Genomic DNA, 20,465 nt, shown 5'->3' on the forward strand with positions numbered 1-20,465 from the left:
TAAAATTTCTAGTTAGCTTTACCTTCGATAAATTTAACTGCATCACCCACAGTTAAAATTTTCTCAGCTTCACTATCAGAAATTTCAGATCCGAATTCTTCTTCGAAAGCCATCACTAATTCAACAGTATCTAAACTATCGGCTCCCAAATCATCTATAAAACTTGATTCCTCAGTTACCTTAGCTTCATCTATACCCAAGTGATCTGCTACAATTTTTTTTACTTTGCTTGAAACGTCTTCTGACATATTGATCCTTTTCGTTATAAATTCTTAATAGTTTAAAAACCTGTTTTGTCAAGCCATATACATGCCCCCATTAACATGCAAGGTCTCACCATTGATATAACTTGATTGATTTGAGCATAAAAAAAGCACTGCATTTGCAATATCATCTGGCTCTCCAAGACGTGCTGAAGGAATTTTAGATATTATTGCATCTTTATATTTGTCATCCAACTTATCTGTCATGGCAGTTTTAATAAAACCAGGTGAAATACAGTTTATATTTATATTTTTCTTAGCATATTCTATTGCAAAACTCTTTGACATTGCAATTATCCCTGCTTTAGATGCTGTGTAATTAGCCTGTCCGAGATTGCCTGTATGTCCAACAACTGATGTAATATTAACAATCTTTCCAGATTTATTTTTAAGCATTTTTTTTATTGCTGACTTGCTCATTAAAAAAGTTGATGTCAAATTAATATTAATTACTTTTTGCCATTCCTCTAAACTCATCCTTATTGCTAAATTATCTTGAGTAATACCCGCATTATTAACTATACAATCTAAACTACCACCGAGTTCTTTGGTTGCATTTTCTATAAATTCTTCAATTTTATCACTTTGAGAAATATCAAATTTTAGCGTTTTAATATTTCCATACTTTCCTTTTAGTTCCTCAAGTTTTTCTATTCTTGTGCCTGAGGCTAAAATATTTGCTCCAGCTTGATTTAATTTTTCAATTATTGAATTTCCAATCCCACCTGATGCACCAGTAACAATAATATTTTTACCTTTTAAATCTTTCATAGTTTTAGACCTTCAATATCACTTTGAGAATTAATTGTATCAATTTTAACATTTCTATTTATTCTTTTTACTAAACCTGACAAAACTTTCCCAGGTCCAATTTCTATAAAATGATTTACATCATTTTCTATCATATTAATCACACTTTCTCTCCATCTAACTCTATTCTCTATTTGCATAATCAAGAGATTTTTTAGCTCTTCTGGATCTTTAATTTCATTACCAGTAACGTTTGAAATTAATTTATTTTGCCCATTTTTAAAATTAAGTTTATTTAATTCCTCTGTCATAATTTTCGCAGCATTACTCATCAATTCGCAGTGAAAGGGTGCACTTACAGGTAGTTTAATATTTTTAATGGAATTATCCTTTAAAATTTGGATCAATTTTTCTAAATCTTCAGTTTTTCCACTTAATACAATTTGACCTTCAGAATTGTCATTTGCAATTTGTGCTTTTATATTTTCTTTATTTTCCGTCAAAATTTTTTCAATCTCATCAACTGTTGAGCCTAATACCGCAACCATCCCTCCTTGTCCTTTAGGCACAGAGTTTTGCATGGCATCCCCTCTAATTCTTAATATTTTTAATGTATCTGAAAAGTCTAGATATCCTGCACATGATAAAGCTGAATATTCACCCAAAGAGTGTCCTGCAAAGTATTTTGCTTTATTTAAATCTAATTTGAATTCATTTTTTGCTAAATTAAATATTGAATAACTTATTAAAAATATTGCTGGCTGTGTATTTGCTGTTAAATCTAAATCTTCTTTTGGTCCTTCTAGGATAAGCTTAGAAATAGAAAAATTTAGTGTATCATCTGCCTGTTTAAAAAGGTCTTTTACCATATTATATTTATCATAAAGCTCTTTACCCATTCCCACTATTTGAGATCCTTGACCTGGAAAAATTACTGAAAACATATAAAAAAAACTAATATTTCTGCCTTTTTAACTATTGTAATTGAACTTTTATAATAGTATATCCTCACTTTTTATTAAAGAACTTAAATGAATTTATACGAACATACTATTATTGCTAGGCAAGATACTTCACCAAGTGAATTAAAGCAACTAACAGAAAAATATTCTAAAATTGTTGAAAAAAGCGATGGAGAAGTTGTTAAAACTGAAAACTGGGGATTGTTAAACTTATCTTACCTTATAAAAAAGAATAAAAAAGGAAGTTACATACACTTTAAAATAAAAGGAAAAGGAAATGTGATTGATGAATTAGAGAAAAATGAAGCTATTGATAAAAAATTACTAAGATATCTAACAGTTAGAGTAAAAAAATTTGATTTAGAAACAAGCTATTTTGGAAAAAAAGAAGATAGTGAAAATAAAGAAAGTGTTAAAAACTAATGCCAAAAAGACAAAGTGGAAATAAAAAAGGTAAACAAAGTAACTTTGCAAAGTTAAGTATTTTTCAACCAAATAAATATAAATTTAAAAAAACTTGTCCATTGTCAGTAAAAGGCGCTCCTGAAGTGGATTATAAAAACATAAAACTTTTAAAAAAATATGTTTCTGAAAATGGTAAAATTTTACCTTCAAGGATTACAAATGTATCTCAAAAAAAACAAAGAGAACTTTCTCTTTCAATTAAAAGAGCAAGAAATTTAGCGTTAATATAAAATGAAAGTAATCTTATTAGAAAACGTAAAAAGAATTGGGTCTATTGGTCAAGTAATAGATGTAAAAAGAGGTTTTGCTAGAAATTTTCTAATCGCCAACAAAAAAGCTCTTTATGCATCAAAAGAAAATATAAAAGAAGTTGAGAAGATTAAAGTAGAGTTATCTAAAAAAGATAACGAAAAGAAAAAAGAAGCCTCTCAAATTGCTGAACAAATTAACGGTAAAGAGTATTCTGTCAAAAAACTAAGTACAGAAAATAACGAATTATATGGTTCGGTTAAACCAACTGAAATTTCGAAACTTATTCAAGAAGAAAATAAAATTGATATAAAGCCTTCAATGATACAACCCGTTGAAGAAATAAAAGCTTTAGGTAAATTTAAAGTTAAAATTTCTTTACACTCAGAAGTTGATGCTGAAATTACAATCAATGTTTCGTCAGCTGATACAATTCAATAATTATACATTCTTTTCCCCAATAGAAATATACAATTTGATTTAATTATTTTTCATGTAAATTTATTTTCATGGAAAACAATTTAAGTATAGTCAAAGATCAATTTAAAGAATTACCAAATAATATTGAAGCCGAACAAGCTGTCATAGGATCAATCCTTGTAAGCAATGATATTTTTGATGAAATAAATACAATAATTTCTAGTATTAACTTTTATGATCCAATGCACCAAAAAATATTTGAGGCAGTTGAAAGCCTTATCTATAAAGGAATGTTAGCTAACCCTATTACTTTGAAAAATTATTTTGAAGATGAAAAAGATGATCTAAATGTTCCAGAATATTTAGTTAAAATTACAAAATTTTCTACATCAGTTAGACAGGCAATAGAGTACTCGAAAATAATCTATGACATGTTTGTAAGAAGGGAATTAATCAAAATTTCTGAACAAACTATTGATAGTGCAAAATTAAATGATCTTGATACTAATGGACAATCTATAATCGAAAGCTCTGAAAGATTATTATTTGATTTGGCTGAAAAAGGTTCTTTTAATTCTTCTTTAGTAAAATTTGATGAAGCAATGAAACAAACAATTGAAATGGCTTCAGCTGCTTATAAAAATGAAGAAGGTATAGTTGGAGTTCCAACTGGCTTGAGAGATTTAGATGATAAGCTCGGTGGTTTACATCAATCAGATTTAATTATTATTGCTGGTCGACCATCAATGGGAAAAACTTCATTAGCAACAAATATTGCATTTAACGCTGCTCAAAAACTACAAGAGAGTGGCAAAAAATCATCTATAGCTTTTTTTTCACTTGAAATGTCATCAGAACAATTATCTACAAGAATTATTTCTGAACAAGCTAGAATTAGTTCTAATGACATTAGAAGAGGAAGAATATCTGACGACCAATTTGACAAGTTTTTAGAAACATCAAAAAATATTTCTGAACTGCCCCTTTATATTGATGAAACTCCAGCTATAAGTATTGCCGCTTTGAGTAATAGAGCAAGACGTATAAAAAGGCTTTTTGGTCTCGATATGATAGTTGTTGATTATATTCAATTAATGAGAGGAACTACATTTAACAAAGATGGAAGAGTTCAAGAAATATCACAAATTACTCAAGGACTTAAAGCAATAGCTAAGGAACTCTCTGTTCCAGTAGTAGCTCTTTCGCAGCTTTCTCGACAAGTAGAACAAAGAGATGATCACAAACCACAATTGGCAGATTTAAGAGAATCTGGTTCTATTGAACAAGATGCTGATGTTGTCATGTTTGTTTATAGAGAAGGATATTATTTACAAAGAAAAGAGCCAAGAGAAGCAACTGTTGAGCATGCAGAGTGGCAAGCAAAAATGAATGAAGTTGCGCATTTAGCTCAAATTATAATTGGAAAACAAAGGCATGGTCCAATTGGCAATGTAACTCTTGAATTTGAGGAAAGATTTACAAAATTTAAAGATACTCAATTAGCTTAAATTTTAATATAAAGAGCGTTTATGCTGGCTCAAATGTATCAAAATTTAATTTTAAAGAATCCAAAAGTGATATTTATATTGCTTATTATTTCTATTCTAAGTTTTGGATATTATTCTAAAGATTTTAGGTTAGATGCATCATCAGAAACCTTGTTAATTGATGGAGACCCGGATTTAGCTTATTTGCAAGAAATTTCTGAAAGATATGGTTCTAAAGAATTTTTAATTCTTACATACACCCCTAATGAAGGAATGGTTACCGACTCCTCAATAAATAATCTATTAAGTCTTAAGTATAAAATTCAAAGTTTAAATTGGGTTCACAGTGTAATAACGCTTTTAGATATTCCGCTTTTAAATAATTCAGATGCACCACTTCAAGAAAGATTAGAGAGTTTCAAAACCTTAAAAGATGAAGATGTTGATAGAGATCGAGGTTTTAAGGAAATTTTAAATAGTCCTGTTTTTCGAAATTTTGTAATTAGTGAAGATGGCAAGACAAGCGGGATTATTGTTAATATAAAACAAAATAAAAAATTAGAAGATATTCAAAACAAATCTAGAGAAGAAATTGAAAACTATAAAGATCAAATCAAAAAACAAAATCACCAAAATATTTTAGAGATAAGGCAAGTAATTCAAAGTTATGGAGATGTTGGAAAAATTTATCTAGGTGGAATTCCAATGATTGCTGATGATATGATGACTTTCATCAAAAGTGATATCATTGTGTTTGGTATTGGCGTGTTATTATTTATTATTGCAACACTATGGTTTGTATTTAGAAATCTAATTTGGATTATTGTTCCAATTAGTAGTTGTTTTTTCTCTGTCATTATTATGATGGGTTTACTTGGATTACTTGGATGGAAAGTAACTGTTATTTCATCAAACTTTATTGCCTTGATGCTAATTCTAACAATGGCAATGAATATTCATATGAGTACAAGATTTCTACAACTTAAAAAAAATTTTCCATCAAAAAATAATTTTGAAATCATTACCTTAACAACTAGCAAAATGTTTTGGCCTATTTTATATACAGTATTAACTACAATTTTAGCTTTCTTATCTTTAATATTTAGTGAAATTAAACCTATTATAGATTTTGGATGGATGATGACTTTTGGTTTGATTACATCTTTTATAATTACTTTTACTTTGCTTCCTACACTTCTAAGTTTTACCTCAACTGGAAACATATCTTTAAAAAAAGAACAAGACTCTAAAATTACATCTATGCTTAGCTCTATTTCTTTAAATAATAAATCTACAATTTTTTCTGTGACTGGAATTATCATTATCCTAAGTGTGATTGGTATAAGCAAGTTAGAAGTTGAAAACAGCTTTATAAATTATTTCGATAAAAATACTGAAATCTATAAAGGGATGAAGCTAATTGATGAAGAGCTTGGAGGAACTACTCCTCTAGAAGTTATTTTGAAGTTTCCAAAAAAAGAAAAAGAAAAATTAGCCGAAGATGATGATTTTGAAGATTGGGGAGATGAAGAAGATACAAACGACGAAAAATATTGGTTTACTAAAGATAAAATAGATAGAATTGCATCTGTTCATAATTATTTAGACAGTCTCCCACAAGTGGGAAAAGTTTTATCCTTTTCATCAATAATTGACGTCGCCACACAACTTAATAACAATAATCCACTTGGTACTTTGGAGATGGGGGTATTGTATTCAAAAATACCTGAAAGCATTAAAACAGAAATAATTGATCCATATTTATCAATAGAAAACAATGAAGCTCGAATTAGTCTTAGAATAATAGACTCACAAGAAAACTTAAGAAGAAATGATTTAATAAATAAAATTAATTTTGATCTGGAAAATGAATTCGGATTAGAAAAAGATGATTATAAATTAGCAGGTGTACTAATATTGTTTAATAATTTATTACAAAGCTTATTTAAATCACAAATTTTAACACTTGGTTTGGTTATGATTGGTATTTTCTCAATGTTCATTATTTTATTTAGAAACATAAAACTTTCATTAATTGGTGTTGTGCCAAATTTTATAGCTGCATTCTTTATTTTAGGAATTATTGGTTTATTAGAAATTCCTTTAGACATGATGACTATTACAATTGCTGCAATTACAATTGGTATAGCTGTCGATAATAGCATCCATTATATTTACAGGTTTAAGGAAGAATTTAGTAAATTAAAAGATTACAATAAAACTTTAAAAACCTGCCACTCAACAGTTGGTGTTGCGATTTTAAATACTTCAATTACAATAGTATTTGGTTTTTCAATATTGGTATTATCTAAGTTTATACCAACAATTTACTTTGGAATGTTTACTGGACTTGCAATGTTACTTGCAATGATATCAGTATTAACTTTGCTACCAGCATTGATATTAGTAGTTAAGCCTTTTGGTAAAGATGCTTAATGGTAGAAGCTCTTAAAGATTTTTTTGAAGCATCCTCAATTATTGATTTAATTTATATTGCAATAACCATATGGTCTTTAATAAGTTGTTATAGAAAAGGGTTTGTATTAAGCATACTTTCAATGGCAAAATGGCTCCTAGCCTATATTATCACTCTAATTCTATTTCCACGAATAAAACCTTATGTAAATGACTTAATTGACAACGAATATGTTCTGGATATAGGACTAGGAGTTGCAATTTTTATAGTTGTTATCTTTTTAGTCTTATTAGTTAACAAAGGTATAAGTAAAGCGATAAAATATACTGGTATCGGAGGCTTAGATACTACCTTCGGATTCTTTTTTGGCTTTGTTAAAGCTTATATAATTTCAGTTTGTATTTTTTCAGGAATTCATATTGTTTATAATTATGATAAATGGCCAATAAATTTAGATAAATCATACACCTTTAAATATTTAGAAAAAGGTAGTAGTTATTTGATTAAAGAATTTCCAAATGAAAAAACATATCAAGAGTCTAAAGAAAAAATTGAAGATATTTGATCCAAAATTAAAAGAAGAATGTGGAGTGTTTGGAATTAGTAATGCAAAAGACGCTTCAGCTTTAACTGCTCTAGGACTACACGCTCTGCAGCATAGAGGTCAGGAAGGTTGTGGGATAGTTACATTTGATGGAGAAAAATATTATTCTGAAAAAAGATTTGGTTTAGTTGGTGATAATTTCAATAAAGAGAAAGTACTTAATAATCTTAAAGGAAATTATGCAATTGGACATAATAGATACAGTACTACTGGAAATAATATATTAAGAAATATACAGCCTTTTTTTGCTGACACCAATGCAGGTGGAATAGGAGTTGCACATAATGGAAATCTTACTAATTCAATTGCTTTAAGAAATAAACTAGTTGAAGATGGAGCTATATTTTACACTACCTCAGACACTGAAACGATTGTTCAATTAATTGCTAAATCAAAAAGACCTAAAACAATTGACAAAGTAATTGATGCAATTTTTCAAATTCAAGGTGGCTATGCGTTAGTAATGCTAACTCAAAACTCATTAATTGGAGTTAGAGATCCTTATGGAATTAGACCATTAGTAATTGGTAAGCTTGGAAATAGTTATGTCTTGGCTTCTGAAACCTGTGCATTTGACATTATTGGTGCTAAATTTGTTAGAGAAGTTGAAAATGGTGAAATAGTTTTAATTGAAAATAACGAGCTGAAAAGTATCAAACCTTTCCCCGCTAAAAAAGTTAGACCTTGTATATTTGAATATATTTATTTTTCAAGACCAGACAGTCTAATAGGAGGAAAAACAGCATATGAGCATAGAAAAAACATAGGTAGAGAACTTGCAAAAGAAAATGATACTGATGCAGATATAGTGGTTCCAGTACCAGATTCTGGAAATGCAGCTGCTATGGGATTTGCTCAAGAATTAAAAATGAATTTTGAACATGGGTTAATTCGAAATCATTATGTTGGAAGAACTTTCATCGAGCCAAGTCAGAAAATTAGAAGCTTGGGTGTTAAATTAAAATTAAATGCTAATCAAACAACAATTAAAAATAAAAAAATAATTCTTATAGATGACTCACTTGTTCGGGGAACCACATCATATAAAATAGTTAAAATGCTTTATGATGCTGGTGCAAAAGAAGTTCATGTTAAAATTGCATGTCCTGAAATAAGATACCCAGATTTCTATGGTGTAGACACCCCTACAAAAAAAGAATTGTTAGCAGCAAATAAAACAAATGATGAAATTTGTGAATATATTGGAGCTAAATCTCTAAGATTTTTATCAATAGAAGGTTTGTATAAAGCAATTGGTTTTGAAAAAAGAAACAAAACATATCCACAATTAACAGATCATTATTTCACAGGCGAATATCCTGTTAAATTAGTAGATGAATTAGGAGATAATAAAATAACTCAGTTATCTCTTCTAAGTACTGGATCAAATAATTAAGTTATGAAAACAGTAAATTTTACTGAAATGAAAAACGGAACTAAGGAAGATTATGAGCTCCTTGAAAAATTTGAGAAAAACTTTGAAAGACAAACGGCTGATAGAGTTTTAAATTATTTATCTAAACAGACTACTACTTTAGAAGGTTATAAAATCACTAGACTAGAGCACTCACTACAAGCTGCAACAAGAGCTTTTAAAAATAAAGAGAGTGATGAAATGGTTGTTGCAACTTTACTTCATGATATTGGAGATGATTTGGCACCAATGAATCATTCTCAATATGCTGCATCTATACTAAGACCTTATGTTTCAGAGAGAACTTATTGGATTATTCTACACCATGGTCTTTTTCAAACTTACTACAGCGCTCATCATTTAGGTGGTGACAGAAATGCAAGAGATAAATTTAAAGACCACAAGTATTATCAAGATACGATAGATTTTTGTGAAAAATATGACCAATGTTCTTTTGACCCTGATTACAAAAGTATGTCTTTGGATGATTTTAAGCCATTAGTTAAAAAAATATTCGCAAAAGAACCTTATTATTATCTTTAAATTTAGGTATAAATCACTATTTACAGCGCATGATTGATTCAAAAGAGAAAATTATAAATTATTTTAAATCAGGTATTAAAGAACCCAAAAATTTCAAAATTGGGATCGAGCATGAAAAGTTTTTATTTAATAATTCGGACAATAAAAGAATTGATTATCCAAAAATAAAAGAAATGTTTACAGCCCTGCTTGAATTTGGCTGGAATCCAGTTTTTGAAAAAGAAAATATCATTGCTCTTAATAAAGGTGGAAAAAATATAACTCTTGAACCAGGTAATCAAATAGAATTATCAGGAGACAAATTAAATCATATGCATGAAGCTTGTGCGGAGTCACAAGACTATTTGTTTGAATTAAAACAAGTTACAAAAAAATTAGATATAAAAATTGTTAGTGCAGGATTCGATCCAATATCTAAATTAAATGAAATACCAAACAATCCTAAACAAAGATATGAATTGATGACTAAGGATATGCCTTTAGGTGGTGAACTTAGTTTAGATATGATGTATCGAACATGTGGCACTCAGTTAAATATAGATTATAGCTCAGAAGAAGATTTTATTAAAAAGTTCAGAGTAGCAAACTCAATTGTACCCATTGCAATTGCTTTGTTTGCTAATTCCTCAATTGTTGAGAAAAAAAATAGTAACTATTTATCTTATAGATCTAAAGTGTGGCAAAGCACTTCTAGAGGTGGATTGCCTAAATTATTTTTCGAAGATATGAATTTTGAAAAATATGCAAAATTTGTAATTAATTTTCCCATATTATTTATACAAAATGAAGATCAGTATATTTCGGGTAGGAAATATATTTTTAAGGATTTTATGGAAGGAAAAATTCGAGAAATTGGAAATAGGCTTCCAACTGAAACAGACTTAACAACTCACTTAAGTACAATATTTACTGAAAACAGAGTTAAGAAATATATTGAATTGAGATCAATGGATACCTGTGGTTGGGATTGTTTATGTGCAGGACCAGCTTTCAATATAGGTATGCTTTATGGAAATTTAGATGAAGTTCATGAACTAATTTCGAAATGGGAAAACGATAAAATAATTAATGCCTATTTAGAGGCACCAAAAAAAGGATTTAATACTCAATTAATGGGTAAAGATCTTCTTTATTGGTCATCTACACTTTTAGATCTTTCAAGAAAAGGGTTGGAGAATAGAGATGTTTTAAGCAAGAAAGGTAATAACGAGACTGTATTTCTAAACCATCTACAAAAAGTAATTGATAATAAGACAACAAACGCAGATCATATGATTAGTAAATTTTCAAAAAACGAAAATTTAGACGAATTGTATGATAAATAAAATTGTTGCTGTTCAAGGAAATCATCCTTCTAAACTAAATCCTTTAACGGATACAAGTGTTTTTTTAGCAAACGAAATCCAGAGCAAAAAATATAAAATTTTCTATTACGAACCAAAAAATTTATCAGTTGTTAATTCAAAAGTTACAGCTAAAGGTTTTTTTATTAAATTTAATTACAGTAATAAAAAATTCTATAAAATCACAAAAAAACAAAATCTAGATTTAACAAAATGTAAATTTATTCTTATTCGCCAAGATCCACCTTTTAATCTTGAATATATTTCAACAACATACATTTTGGATACAATTAAGAGTAAAGTTAAAATAATTAACAACTCTACCTCAGTAAGGAATATTTCTGAAAAATTGTATTCATCTAAATATCAAAAATACATGCCAGCTACTATTTTTACTCAAAATATGGATGAAATAAAAAAATTTTTCAAAAAAAACAAAAAAGTCATTTTAAAACCCATCCATAGTTTTAGTGGAAATGATATTCATTTACTAACTAAATTTAATGCAAAATTAGTTAATAAATTTATAAAAAAACATGATCATATTATGTGTCAAAAATATTTACCTAAAATCACAAAAGGTGATACGAGAGTTTTCATTATCAATGGTAAAATATGTGGTTCAATTTCAAGAATTCCAAAAAAAGGATCATTTTTAAGTAATTTAAGTAAAGGAGCAAAAGCAACTAATAATAAATTAACAAGTAAAGAAAATAAAATTTCAAAACTAATTGCAAAAGATTTAAAAAAAGAAAATATTTTTTTTGCAGGAATTGATTTTATAGATCAAAAACTCAATGGAGATATTAATGTTACCTCTCCAACTGGACTTAAAACATTTTATGATCTATCAGGAAAAAATTTAGCTAAAATTTTTTGGAAAGAACTTAAAGCATGAATAATTTAAGCGATCAACAAAAAGGTTCTTTAATGGCTTTTGTGGCAGTGATGTTTCTCACTCCAGATAGTTTGTTCATTAGATTATCAAACGTAGATACTTGGGGCTTAGTTTTTTACAGAGGAATGATTCCTTTTGTCACTGTATTTATTGGAATGTTAATTATTTATAGATCTAATTTTTTTAAATTACTTTATGGAAATTCAATTTATGGGGTGGCTTATATTGTAACTTTTTCAATTACCAATATTACATTTGTTTTATCTATTCAGAATACAAATGTAGCTAATACTTTAGTGATGGTAGCTCTTGCTCCAATGTTATCAGCTATCTTTGGAGCAATATTTTTAAAAGAAAAACCAGACAGAAACACATTAATTGCAATTGTGATCACTTTTTTAAGTGTGCTTTATATTTTTTACGACTCTGTAAAATTAGGAAATATATATGGTGATATTCTAGGATTTATTACATCTGCTGGTCTAGCAGCTGGAGCAACAATAATAAGAGCTGGAAAAAGTTTGAATTTAGTGCCATCCGCTGTAGTTGGCAAGTTAGTGGTGGCTTTAGTTGCTTTATTTTTTATTGATAGTTTTGAGTTAAAAAATAATGATATTTATATAATTCCAGCTATGTGTATTTTATGCGTAGCCATTCCTTTTGTACTCGTAACGCTAGCGCCAAGATATATAACTGGAGCGGAAGTAAATTTATTCTTCTTAATGGAAACTGTTTTAGGTCCTATTTGGGTTTGGATGGTTGTTAAAGAACAGCCTTCAATAGAGACAATCCAAGGAGGAATTGTGATCATACTAACTATCGCAATTCACTCATTCTTAGCCATAAAAAAAACACAAACCAAAACTACTTAGCCAGCAATTATTTAAACTTAGAAATTACAAATGCAAAAAGAAGTAAAAAAATCCTGGGCCCTTTTTATAGGTATTGGAACCATGATGATAGCTCATGGATTGCAAATGCAAATAATGGGTATCCGTTCTGTACTTGAGGACTTTAGTGTTTTTACAACTGGTATATTTATGTCAGGTTATTACATTGGTTACTTTGTTGGCTCTAGAACTACCCCAAACTTTGTATCTAAAGTAGGTCACATTAGAGTATTTGCAGCTTTTGCATCACTTGCATCACTTAGTGCGCTGCTTGCAGTAGTTTATGTAAATCCATTTATGTGGACTATCAGTAGATTTATAACTGGTATTAGTTTGGTTAGTTGTTATGTCGTAACAGAAAGTTGGTTGAATGATAGAGCAACTAATAAAAATAGAGGTCAATTATTATCTGCTTACATGATGGTAATTTATTTTGGACTAGCGGTAGGAATGTTGCTTCTTAACTTAAGTGAACCAAAAGCATATGAGCCTTTTATTTTGGTATCTATTCTTTTATCTTTAGCACTTGTTCCAATTTTATTAACCAAAAGACCAGCTCCTAAATTTAAAAAAATAGAAACAATAAGTATTAAAGAATTATATGAAATATCTCCTCTTGGAACGTTTAGTTCTTTTTTTACTGGAGTTATCCATGCTGCATTTTTTTCTTTAATATCTGTTTATGCAACACTTGCTAAATTTACTCTATTTGAAACTTCAATTTTATTATTTATAGCAACAATTGCTGGTGTACTTGGCCAAGGACCCATTGGATATTTTTCAGATCAATACGATAGAAGAAGAGTAATCGTTGTAACTACTTTCGGAAGTTCTGCTTTAGCACTACTATCAATTTTAACTTCAAATGATCCAATCCAAAATATTTACTATATGGATGAACTTGCATTTAAAAAAATAGTATTCTTCATTGCAGTAGGACTATATTCAAGTTTATGTTTACCTTTATTTTCACTTAATCTTGCACATACAAATGATTTTGTTCCTAAATCAAAATTTGTTGCAGCTGGAGGTGGATTACAATTAATATTTGGTGTTGGAGCTATCAGTGGTCCAATTTTATGTTCATTATTTATGGAATGGTTTGGATTAAATGGATTTTTTGTTTTTTTAATTTTAGCTCACGCTTTAATTGGTGCATTCGGTTTATACAGAATGAAAATTAGAGAAACTGTAGATAATCCAGATTCTACTTTTACACCTGTTCCAGCAACTATTACGCCTGCTGGACTAGAATTAGACCCCGATACACCTGCAACACTTGATGAAAATCCAGTTAATGAAACCGCAAAACTTAATTAATTATTTCTATTTTATCACCGACATTAATTTTGGAAGATGAAAGAATTTGGCATCTAAGGCCTCCTTTTCTCATAAATTCTTTAAGAATATTTTTTTGATCAAGCATTTCAGTCAAATGTCGACACGGTCTACATAATTCAATTCCCTCTAATTCAACGTTTCCTACTTTCAATTTTTTCCCAATTAAATCGTTTAACTGAATCCCTTTCGTAACAACGTTACGTCTAAAATTGATGTAAGGTATATCGAGCCCAAATTTAATATTATATTCATCAATATTTTCAGCTTCTATTAAAGATAATTGATTGTAAGGATCATTAAAATCATGAAAATGTCGATCACCTACTATTCCTTTATTAGCTAAAACCTCAATTGAATTTACTTCCTTGATTGGTTGATTGTTGTTAGTGGTAATTCCTAATTTAAATACTTCGGCCATAAATTATTGAAGAAATAGTTGAGCTCATATAATCTTTTTAAAATAATATGACTTATCTATCATCAAATCAACTTAAACAGTATGAAGATCAAGGTTACATATCCCCTATTGAAGTTTTATCCAGTAGTGAAGCCTTAGAGGCAAGAGAAGAAATCGAATTAATTGAAAAAAAAATGCCAAATGAAATAGATAAGTCGGGAAGATATAATGTTCATTTAATTTCACCAAAACTTGATTCGATCGTTCATAATTCAAAAATTTTAGATGCAGTAGAAAGTATTATTGGAAAAAACATTTTAGTTTGCAGTACTACTTTGTTTATTAAAAACCCTAACGAACAAGGTTTTGTAAGCTATCACCAAGATGCAAAGTACATAGGATTAGAACCACACAATTGGGTTACAGCATGGGTGGCATTAACAGAATCGAATAAAAACAACGGATGTATGAAAATGTGGCCTAAATCACATTTAAATATTAAAGATCACAATGAGAAATTTAATGAAGGAAATTTACTTACCAGGGGACAAACAGTAGAAAATGTGCCTGAAGACGAAGTTAAATCTATAGAACTAAAAGCTGGTCAAATGTCTTTGCATCACCCAAGAGTAGTGCACGGGTCAGGAATAAATAAGAGTAATGATAGAAGAATAGGATTTGTTATTCAAAGTTATATAGGGACAAACGTAAAACAAACCTTAGGTAAAAATAGTGTTCAAATTGCAAGAGGAGAGGATAACTATCATCATCATGAAGTAATAAATAGAACTAATACTTTAATGAGTGAGGAAAGTATTTTACTTCGAAAAAAAGAAAATGATTACTTGCAAGAAATTTTTTATAAAGGTGCAAAACAAAAAGGATCTTATTAGTTTATGAAAAAAGCACTTAACCTTGGAGTAATCGGAATAGATCATGGTCATATTTTCGATATGCTAGATGAAATGATCAAAGAAGGTTGTAGTTGTAATTCTTTTTGGACAGATGGGGATCCTTTAACTCTTCAAGAATTTAATAAAAAATATCCAAATATTAAAAGAAAAGAAAATAAAGAGGAAATATTAAATGACTCATCTATTGATATGATTTTAATATCTTCAATCCCTATAGATAGAGCAGGTCATTCAATAAATGTCTTAAAAGCTGGGAAAGATGTTATGGTAGATAAGCCTGGATGTACTACCTTAGATCAATTAAATAATTTAAAAAAAACTGTTAAAGAAACTGGAAAGATATGGTCTGTAAATTTTTCTGAAAGATTTCACGTTGCTGCAGTTGCTAAAGCTGAAGAATTAGTCAATGAGGGAAAAATTGGTAAAGTAAAGCAAACGATTGGTACAGGTCCCCATAGACAAGGTAACTATGAAAGACCTGACTGGTTTTATAATCGTCAAAGTTATGGAGGAATTATTACCGATATTGGTTCTCACCAAATTCATCAATTTTTGGTTTTTACAAACTCAAATGAGGCAAAAATCAACCATGCATTAGTAGAAAATACGACAAAGAAAGATATGCCTGGTTTTCAAGATTTTGGTGAAGTGAACCTTACTGGTAATGGTGGGCATGGTTATATTCGTCTGGATTGGTTTACTCCAGATGCCCTTCCAACCTGGGGTGATGGCAGATTGTTAATCCTTGGAGACAAAGGTTTTATTGAAATAAGAAAATATACAGATTTAGCAAAATCGGAAAAGGGTAATCATTTATTTTTAGCAAATAATGATGAAGTAAAACATATTGATTGTTTTAATATTAAACTACCCTACTTTAGAAATTTAATTAACGATGTTTTAAACAGAACAGAAACTGCATGTCCACAAGATCTTACTTATCTTTCTATGGAACTTGCTATTAAAGCTCAAGAGCAAGCAGAAAAAAAATGAAAAAATATCAAGTAGCAATAATTGGAACCAATATAGGAGCAAAACATTTTGAAGATTTTAAAAAAGTATCTGAGAGATTTAATATTCATACATTATGTGGTTTAACTCGGGAGGCTATTGATAAAATATTACAATCAAATACTGATACAAAAGTTTCTCTAAATTTTGATGACGTATTAAAAGTTAAAGAAATTGATATCATTGATATTTGTCTCCCACCCCATTTACATTTTTCTGCTTGTAAAAAAGCTATGGAAGCTGGAAAGCACGTGATTTGTGAAAAACCATTAGTTTCAAGTCTTAAAGAAGTAGATGAGCTAGAAAAGATCAGTAAAGAAACGGGTAAAATTATTTTCCCTGTATTTCAATATCGATATGGTCTAGGATTTTCAAAATTAAAAGCATTAATCAAATCTGGTTTAGCAGGAAACCCTTTGGTTGCTTCTTTAGAAACTCATTGGAATAGAGGTAAAGATTATTATTCAAAACCTTGGAGAGGAACTTGGGAAGGTGAACAAGGTGGAGCAATTTTAAGTCACTCTATTCATATTCATGATTTAGTGAGTATGATCTTGGGGCCTGTTTCAAATGTTTTTGCAAAATTAACAACTAAAGTAAATAATATTGAGGTTGAGGATTGTGCTGCCCTTTCTATTGAAATGGAAAACGGCACATTAGTTACAAGTTCAATTACATTGGGTGCAGCAAATGATACGAGTAGACTTCGATTTTGTTTTGAAGGGTTAACAGCTGAGTCTGGTGCATCACCAGATAAACCATATAATCCAGCTGATGATAAGTGGGACTTTTTACCAAGAGCTCCTATAACTCAAGCTCAAATAGATGAAGTGTTATCAACAGTAAAAGAACTAAAATCATGGTATGCAGGTATGTTTGATGAAATTGCAAATAAACTAGATGGATCTTCAAGTGATGAAGTAACTTTATCAGATGCTAGAAAATCTCTAGAATTTGTAACCGCTGTGTATGATTCTTCTAGACAAAATAAGAATATTAAACTTCCAATCAATAAAGATAATCCTTTATATAATTCTTGGTTACCTTTAAATAATTAAACATGGCAGATTCAAATAAAGCACCAAACGATTTTTTTGATAATTGGAATAAAATCCAATCAATGTCATATAAAAATGTCATTGAACTACTTGTGAAGAGAAGTAGTGAAAAAAAGATATTAGCTTTAATTCAATTTGAACTAGATCAATTTTCAGAAAATGTTCAAAAGGATTTAGCTATTTCTGAAACAAGTTCTTTCTACCAAGAAATATCCAATCTTTTTAAAGATTCAAACTGGTGGTCAACTGCTACAGTAACTGATGCTTGTAAATATTATTTAAACTGTGCAAGAAATAATATTTCTTATTTTGAAAACTATGTTGAAGCAGATAGTGATTTGTCTCAAAATCAAAAAAATGAGATATTTGCCTTATATCAATTATGTACTTTATTCGTTTCTTGGAATGCTATTAAAGACAAACAAATTAGAGAAATTATAGATATTAGAAAAAGTTTATTTTTAAGATAAATTAAATTTAATTACTTATTAAAATATGACTCTAATTGAAATAGTAGCTTTAATAATTTTTTTGTTTCCTTTGGCTTTTAGCCCAGGACCTGGGAACATGTTCTTTGCAGCTAATGGAGCTAGATTTGGTTTTGCTAAAACTTTAACAGCAAATTTTGGTTATCATCTTGCAACTATCATAGTTACTTTTCTTATAGGTTTTGGTTTTAATATATTTTTTTCATTTATTAATGATCAATATCAATACATTCAGATAATTGGATCATTATATGTAATCTATCTTGCCTATAAATTCTTCAAGGCAAGCACATATGAAAATAACAATCAAAATTTAAAATGTACTTTTGTTGATGGAGTTATACTTTTAGTATTTAACCCAAAAGCTTATGTGATAATTTCTTTAATGTTCACAATCTTTTTAGACGGTTCTCAAAGCTTGATGAGAATAATTTTAATCAGCACAATTTTTACAGTTAATAACTGTGTGTCATTTACTCTGTGGACATTATTTGGTGACTTACTAGGTGCAAAATTTAGAAATGAGAAATATTCAAAAATATTAAATAAAATCTTCTCATTATCTTTATTCTTGGTTGGTATATGGATGCTTACTATTCAAATTTAAAAAAAAAAAATATAAATTTTACACTAAACCCAATTTTCATTATTAAATTTTCCTAATTGCTTCTGTCTCATTATAATTATAAGACCACTTATAACAATCATTACAGCACCTAGATAAGTATTATATTCTGGTGTCTCGTTAAAAAAGAAATATCCATATAAAATTCCCCAAAGTATTGCTGTGTACCTGAAAGTTGATGTAACAGAAACTAATGCAGCTTTAATTGTTAATACTGAGAAAATATAACCAAAAGATAAGAAAAAAGCTGAAATAATTAAGATAATACTTTGTTCTAAGTTAAATGAATAAAATTTATAAATAGAAAGAACTCCAAAAAATATTGTCACCACCAAACAAGTAATAAATGCTATTTGAAGACTGTTGTGTTCTGTTTTTATATTTTTAGTTACTAAATCTCTTATTGATAAAAAGATTGCAGAAAGAAGTGGAAATATAAAATAATAACCAAATTTTAATTCAGCAGGATTAATGACAATTACAACACCTGTAAAACCTATTAAAACCGCACTCCATCTTTTCCATTTAACTTTTTCATTTAAAAATAATGCTCCAAAAGTTGTCATTATGATTGGGGCTAAACTCAATAAAATATAAACCATTGCAAAAGGTAATTTTGCAACCCCTATAAAAAAACCAACAGCAGCTAAAGCTTCTAAGATTCCTCTTAAAGTTAGTTTGTTTGAAGAAAATATTATTCTTAAATTAAATTGGTTTTTAATACTTAAAAATATTCCTATAAATATTAGACAACAAATTCCTCTTAAAAAAATTATCTGATTTAAAACTGCTAGCTCATCAAAGCTTTGATAAATATATTTAACTAATGCATCATTTGTAGCAAAAGAAAATTGTGCAATAACCATATAGAGGATACCAAGTATTTCATTATTCATTTTTCTTTTAGGCATAAGTTAGGTTTATCTGAAATTGTTATAAAAAAGATATCGCTTATTATATTTTAATCAATCATTCAATCTTATTAAGCCTTGCTCCAATAGTGCTCCAATGACATTGGTTCTTGACTAAGATTTGATTTGATTCAATAAGAGTACATAATAGAAGAATTGTATAATTTAAATGATGATGAGTTTAACAAACAACAAGAACAAGGAGTTTCAAAGAGATTAGGAAATTAATAAAGTTTATGCTACGTAAAATTTTTCTATCTTTATCTATCTTACTATCTTTGTTTATGTTAACAGGATGCACTTCAATGGATAATTTCTCAAAAAAATTAGGATATAGCAAAGTATACACTGAGATTATAATTCAGGCAGAACCAGAGGATGTATGGGCTGTTATAACAGACACATCAAGTTATAAAAATTGGAACCCTGTAATTGTTAATGCAGTTGGTGATTATGGTAAAGGTGCTAAGATTGTGAACACTGTGGTTGAAAAAGGAAAGAAGCCAACCAAAATCAAATCAAAGGTAGTTAAGTTTGAACCACCTTTTCATCTTAATCAATTTGGTGGTTACAGAGGTATCATAACTTTTGACCATCACTATATTCTAGAAAAGGTAGAAGAAGGTACAAAGGTTATTCAAAAAGAGGAGTATACAGGATTTTATGTAAACTTTTGGGATAGCTCTTGGGTGGAACCTGCTTACAATCAAGTGAATGAAGCGTTGAAGAAAGAAGTTTTGAGAAGAAAATAAAACACTTATGCGTTTAAATATCCAACAAGTAATGAAATAAAAGCACCTATGTGAACAACCATTATTGCTTTATCTTTCCACATAACTCCAACTGCAAACCAAAGAAAAATCCCTAAAAAAAATAAATAAACATTATAGGGAGTCATATTTAAACCAGTCATCCCGTAACCAATTAATTGAATGATAGTTGCTATCCATTTTACATAATCCACTAATTTTATTTTATTTATGATTAACTATGTATACTTGCTTATGATATATGGT

24 protein-coding genes are annotated in these 20,465 nt (G+C 28.9%); 18 read left to right on the forward strand and 6 right to left on the reverse strand.

The features are described 5' to 3' along the window. Positions 1 to 8: 8 nt before the first annotated feature. Genes ACTTBL_RS02810 through fabD form a run of 3 tightly spaced genes read right to left on the reverse strand, consistent with a single transcriptional unit; the run spans position 9 to position 1,957 of the window. Positions 9 to 248, reverse strand: coding sequence for an acyl carrier protein (locus tag ACTTBL_RS02810; RefSeq protein ID WP_008544320.1), 240 nt, complete (start codon positions 246 to 248; stop codon positions 9 to 11). A gap of 48 nt (positions 249 to 296) precedes the next feature. Beyond that, complete coding sequence (fabG, locus tag ACTTBL_RS02815; RefSeq protein ID WP_440643520.1) at positions 297 to 1,034, reverse strand: 3-oxoacyl-[acyl-carrier-protein] reductase; 738 nt, start codon at positions 1,032 to 1,034, stop codon at positions 297 to 299. After that, entirely contained in the window at positions 1,031 to 1,957 is a 927-nt protein-coding gene (gene fabD / locus ACTTBL_RS02820) for an ACP S-malonyltransferase (protein WP_440643521.1), read from the reverse strand. Before fabD ends, fabG begins: the two co-directional genes overlap by 4 nt. An 87-nt stretch (positions 1,958 to 2,044) precedes the next feature. On the opposite strand from fabD, the gene rpsF reads away from it, so the two are divergent. The 12 genes from rpsF (at position 2,045) to ACTTBL_RS02880 (ending at position 14,024) form a co-directional block, all read left to right on the forward strand. Further along, complete coding sequence (gene rpsF / locus ACTTBL_RS02825; protein WP_440643522.1) at positions 2,045 to 2,398, forward strand: 30S ribosomal protein S6; 354 nt, start codon at positions 2,045 to 2,047, stop codon at positions 2,396 to 2,398. Then, positions 2,398 to 2,670, forward strand: coding sequence for a 30S ribosomal protein S18 (gene rpsR / locus ACTTBL_RS02830; protein ID WP_075485386.1), 273 nt, complete (start codon positions 2,398 to 2,400; stop codon positions 2,668 to 2,670). The genes rpsF and rpsR overlap by 1 nt, the downstream gene beginning before the upstream one ends. A gap of 1 nt (position 2,671) precedes the next feature. Continuing rightward, a complete protein-coding gene (gene rplI / locus ACTTBL_RS02835) occupies positions 2,672 to 3,130 on the forward strand; it encodes a 50S ribosomal protein L9 (protein ID WP_440643523.1) in 459 nt (152 codons plus the stop codon). A gap of 68 nt (positions 3,131 to 3,198) precedes the next feature. After that, positions 3,199 to 4,617 carry a replicative DNA helicase gene (locus ACTTBL_RS02840; RefSeq protein ID WP_440643524.1) on the forward strand — a complete coding sequence of 473 codons (1,419 nt, stop codon included), beginning with the start codon at positions 3,199 to 3,201 and terminating at the stop codon, positions 4,615 to 4,617. Between the two features lie 21 nt (positions 4,618 to 4,638). Then, complete coding sequence (locus tag ACTTBL_RS02845; protein ID WP_440643525.1) at positions 4,639 to 7,032, forward strand: efflux RND transporter permease subunit; 2,394 nt, start codon at positions 4,639 to 4,641, stop codon at positions 7,030 to 7,032. After that, positions 7,032 to 7,577, forward strand: coding sequence for a CvpA family protein (locus ACTTBL_RS02850; protein ID WP_440643526.1), 546 nt, complete (start codon positions 7,032 to 7,034; stop codon positions 7,575 to 7,577). Before ACTTBL_RS02845 ends, ACTTBL_RS02850 begins: the two co-directional genes overlap by 1 nt. Further along, a complete protein-coding gene (purF, locus tag ACTTBL_RS02855) occupies positions 7,531 to 9,012 on the forward strand; it encodes an amidophosphoribosyltransferase (protein WP_440643527.1) in 1,482 nt (493 codons plus the stop codon). The genes ACTTBL_RS02850 and purF overlap by 47 nt, the downstream gene beginning before the upstream one ends. Before the next feature lie 3 nt (positions 9,013 to 9,015). Next, positions 9,016 to 9,573: an HD domain-containing protein gene (locus tag ACTTBL_RS02860; protein WP_440643528.1), complete on the forward strand. Its 558-nt coding sequence runs from the start codon at positions 9,016 to 9,018 to the stop codon at positions 9,571 to 9,573. Positions 9,574 to 9,602: 29 nt separating this feature from the next. Further along, positions 9,603 to 10,898 carry a glutamate--cysteine ligase gene (locus ACTTBL_RS02865; RefSeq protein WP_440643529.1) on the forward strand — a complete coding sequence of 432 codons (1,296 nt, stop codon included), beginning with the start codon at positions 9,603 to 9,605 and terminating at the stop codon, positions 10,896 to 10,898. Then, complete coding sequence (gene gshB / locus ACTTBL_RS02870; RefSeq protein ID WP_440643530.1) at positions 10,888 to 11,814, forward strand: glutathione synthase; 927 nt, start codon at positions 10,888 to 10,890, stop codon at positions 11,812 to 11,814. Before ACTTBL_RS02865 ends, gshB begins: the two co-directional genes overlap by 11 nt. Next, the gene (locus ACTTBL_RS02875; protein ID WP_440643531.1) at positions 11,811 to 12,686 is read left to right on the forward strand and encodes a DMT family transporter; all 876 of its coding nucleotides are present in this window, start codon (positions 11,811 to 11,813) and stop codon (positions 12,684 to 12,686) included. Before gshB ends, ACTTBL_RS02875 begins: the two co-directional genes overlap by 4 nt. 30 nt (positions 12,687 to 12,716) lie before the next feature. Continuing rightward, positions 12,717 to 14,024 (forward strand): MFS transporter, encoded by a 1,308-nt coding sequence (locus ACTTBL_RS02880; RefSeq protein WP_440643532.1) that lies wholly within the window; start codon positions 12,717 to 12,719, stop codon positions 14,022 to 14,024. Here ACTTBL_RS02880 and ACTTBL_RS02885 read toward each other — a convergent pair. Further along, on the reverse strand, positions 14,017 to 14,463 hold the full coding sequence (locus ACTTBL_RS02885; protein WP_440643533.1) for an MOSC domain-containing protein: 447 nt from the start codon (positions 14,461 to 14,463) through the stop codon (positions 14,017 to 14,019). The two genes, ACTTBL_RS02880 and ACTTBL_RS02885, sit on opposite strands and share 8 nt — an antisense overlap. A 47-nt stretch (positions 14,464 to 14,510) precedes the next feature. On the opposite strand from ACTTBL_RS02885, the gene ACTTBL_RS02890 reads away from it, so the two are divergent. The 5 genes from ACTTBL_RS02890 to ACTTBL_RS02910 are packed head-to-tail and all read left to right on the forward strand — an operon-like array spanning position 14,511 to position 18,520. Continuing rightward, positions 14,511 to 15,335: a phytanoyl-CoA dioxygenase family protein gene (locus ACTTBL_RS02890; protein ID WP_440643534.1), complete on the forward strand. Its 825-nt coding sequence runs from the start codon at positions 14,511 to 14,513 to the stop codon at positions 15,333 to 15,335. A 3-nt stretch (positions 15,336 to 15,338) separates the two neighbouring features. Beyond that, positions 15,339 to 16,349: a Gfo/Idh/MocA family protein gene (locus tag ACTTBL_RS02895; protein ID WP_440643535.1), complete on the forward strand. Its 1,011-nt coding sequence runs from the start codon at positions 15,339 to 15,341 to the stop codon at positions 16,347 to 16,349. After that, entirely contained in the window at positions 16,346 to 17,425 is a 1,080-nt protein-coding gene (locus ACTTBL_RS02900) for a Gfo/Idh/MocA family protein (protein ID WP_440643536.1), read from the forward strand. The genes ACTTBL_RS02895 and ACTTBL_RS02900 overlap by 4 nt, the downstream gene beginning before the upstream one ends. A 2-nt stretch (positions 17,426 to 17,427) precedes the next feature. Beyond that, positions 17,428 to 17,895 carry a hypothetical protein gene (locus ACTTBL_RS02905; protein ID WP_440643537.1) on the forward strand — a complete coding sequence of 156 codons (468 nt, stop codon included), beginning with the start codon at positions 17,428 to 17,430 and terminating at the stop codon, positions 17,893 to 17,895. A 25-nt stretch (positions 17,896 to 17,920) separates the two neighbouring features. Beyond that, on the forward strand, positions 17,921 to 18,520 hold the full coding sequence (locus ACTTBL_RS02910) for a LysE family translocator (protein ID WP_440643538.1): 600 nt from the start codon (positions 17,921 to 17,923) through the stop codon (positions 18,518 to 18,520). A 23-nt stretch (positions 18,521 to 18,543) separates the two neighbouring features. On the opposite strand, the gene ACTTBL_RS02915 is transcribed toward ACTTBL_RS02910, so the two are convergent. Further along, complete coding sequence (locus ACTTBL_RS02915) at positions 18,544 to 19,449, reverse strand: DMT family transporter (protein ID WP_440643539.1); 906 nt, start codon at positions 19,447 to 19,449, stop codon at positions 18,544 to 18,546. 236 nt (positions 19,450 to 19,685) lie between these two features. On the opposite strand from ACTTBL_RS02915, the gene ACTTBL_RS02920 reads away from it, so the two are divergent. Beyond that, on the forward strand, positions 19,686 to 20,201 hold the full coding sequence (locus ACTTBL_RS02920; RefSeq protein ID WP_440643540.1) for an SRPBCC family protein: 516 nt from the start codon (positions 19,686 to 19,688) through the stop codon (positions 20,199 to 20,201). Between the two features lie 5 nt (positions 20,202 to 20,206). Here the strand turns inward: ACTTBL_RS02920 and ACTTBL_RS02925 are convergent, their stop codons facing one another. Then, complete coding sequence (locus ACTTBL_RS02925) at positions 20,207 to 20,413, reverse strand: DUF6552 family protein (protein WP_440643541.1); 207 nt, start codon at positions 20,411 to 20,413, stop codon at positions 20,207 to 20,209. Positions 20,414 to 20,465: the final 52 nt, after the last annotated feature.

The sequence above is a fragment of the Candidatus Pelagibacter sp. HIMB123 genome, assembly GCF_052048195.1.
Lineage (GTDB): Bacteria > Pseudomonadota > Alphaproteobacteria > Pelagibacterales > Pelagibacteraceae > Pelagibacter.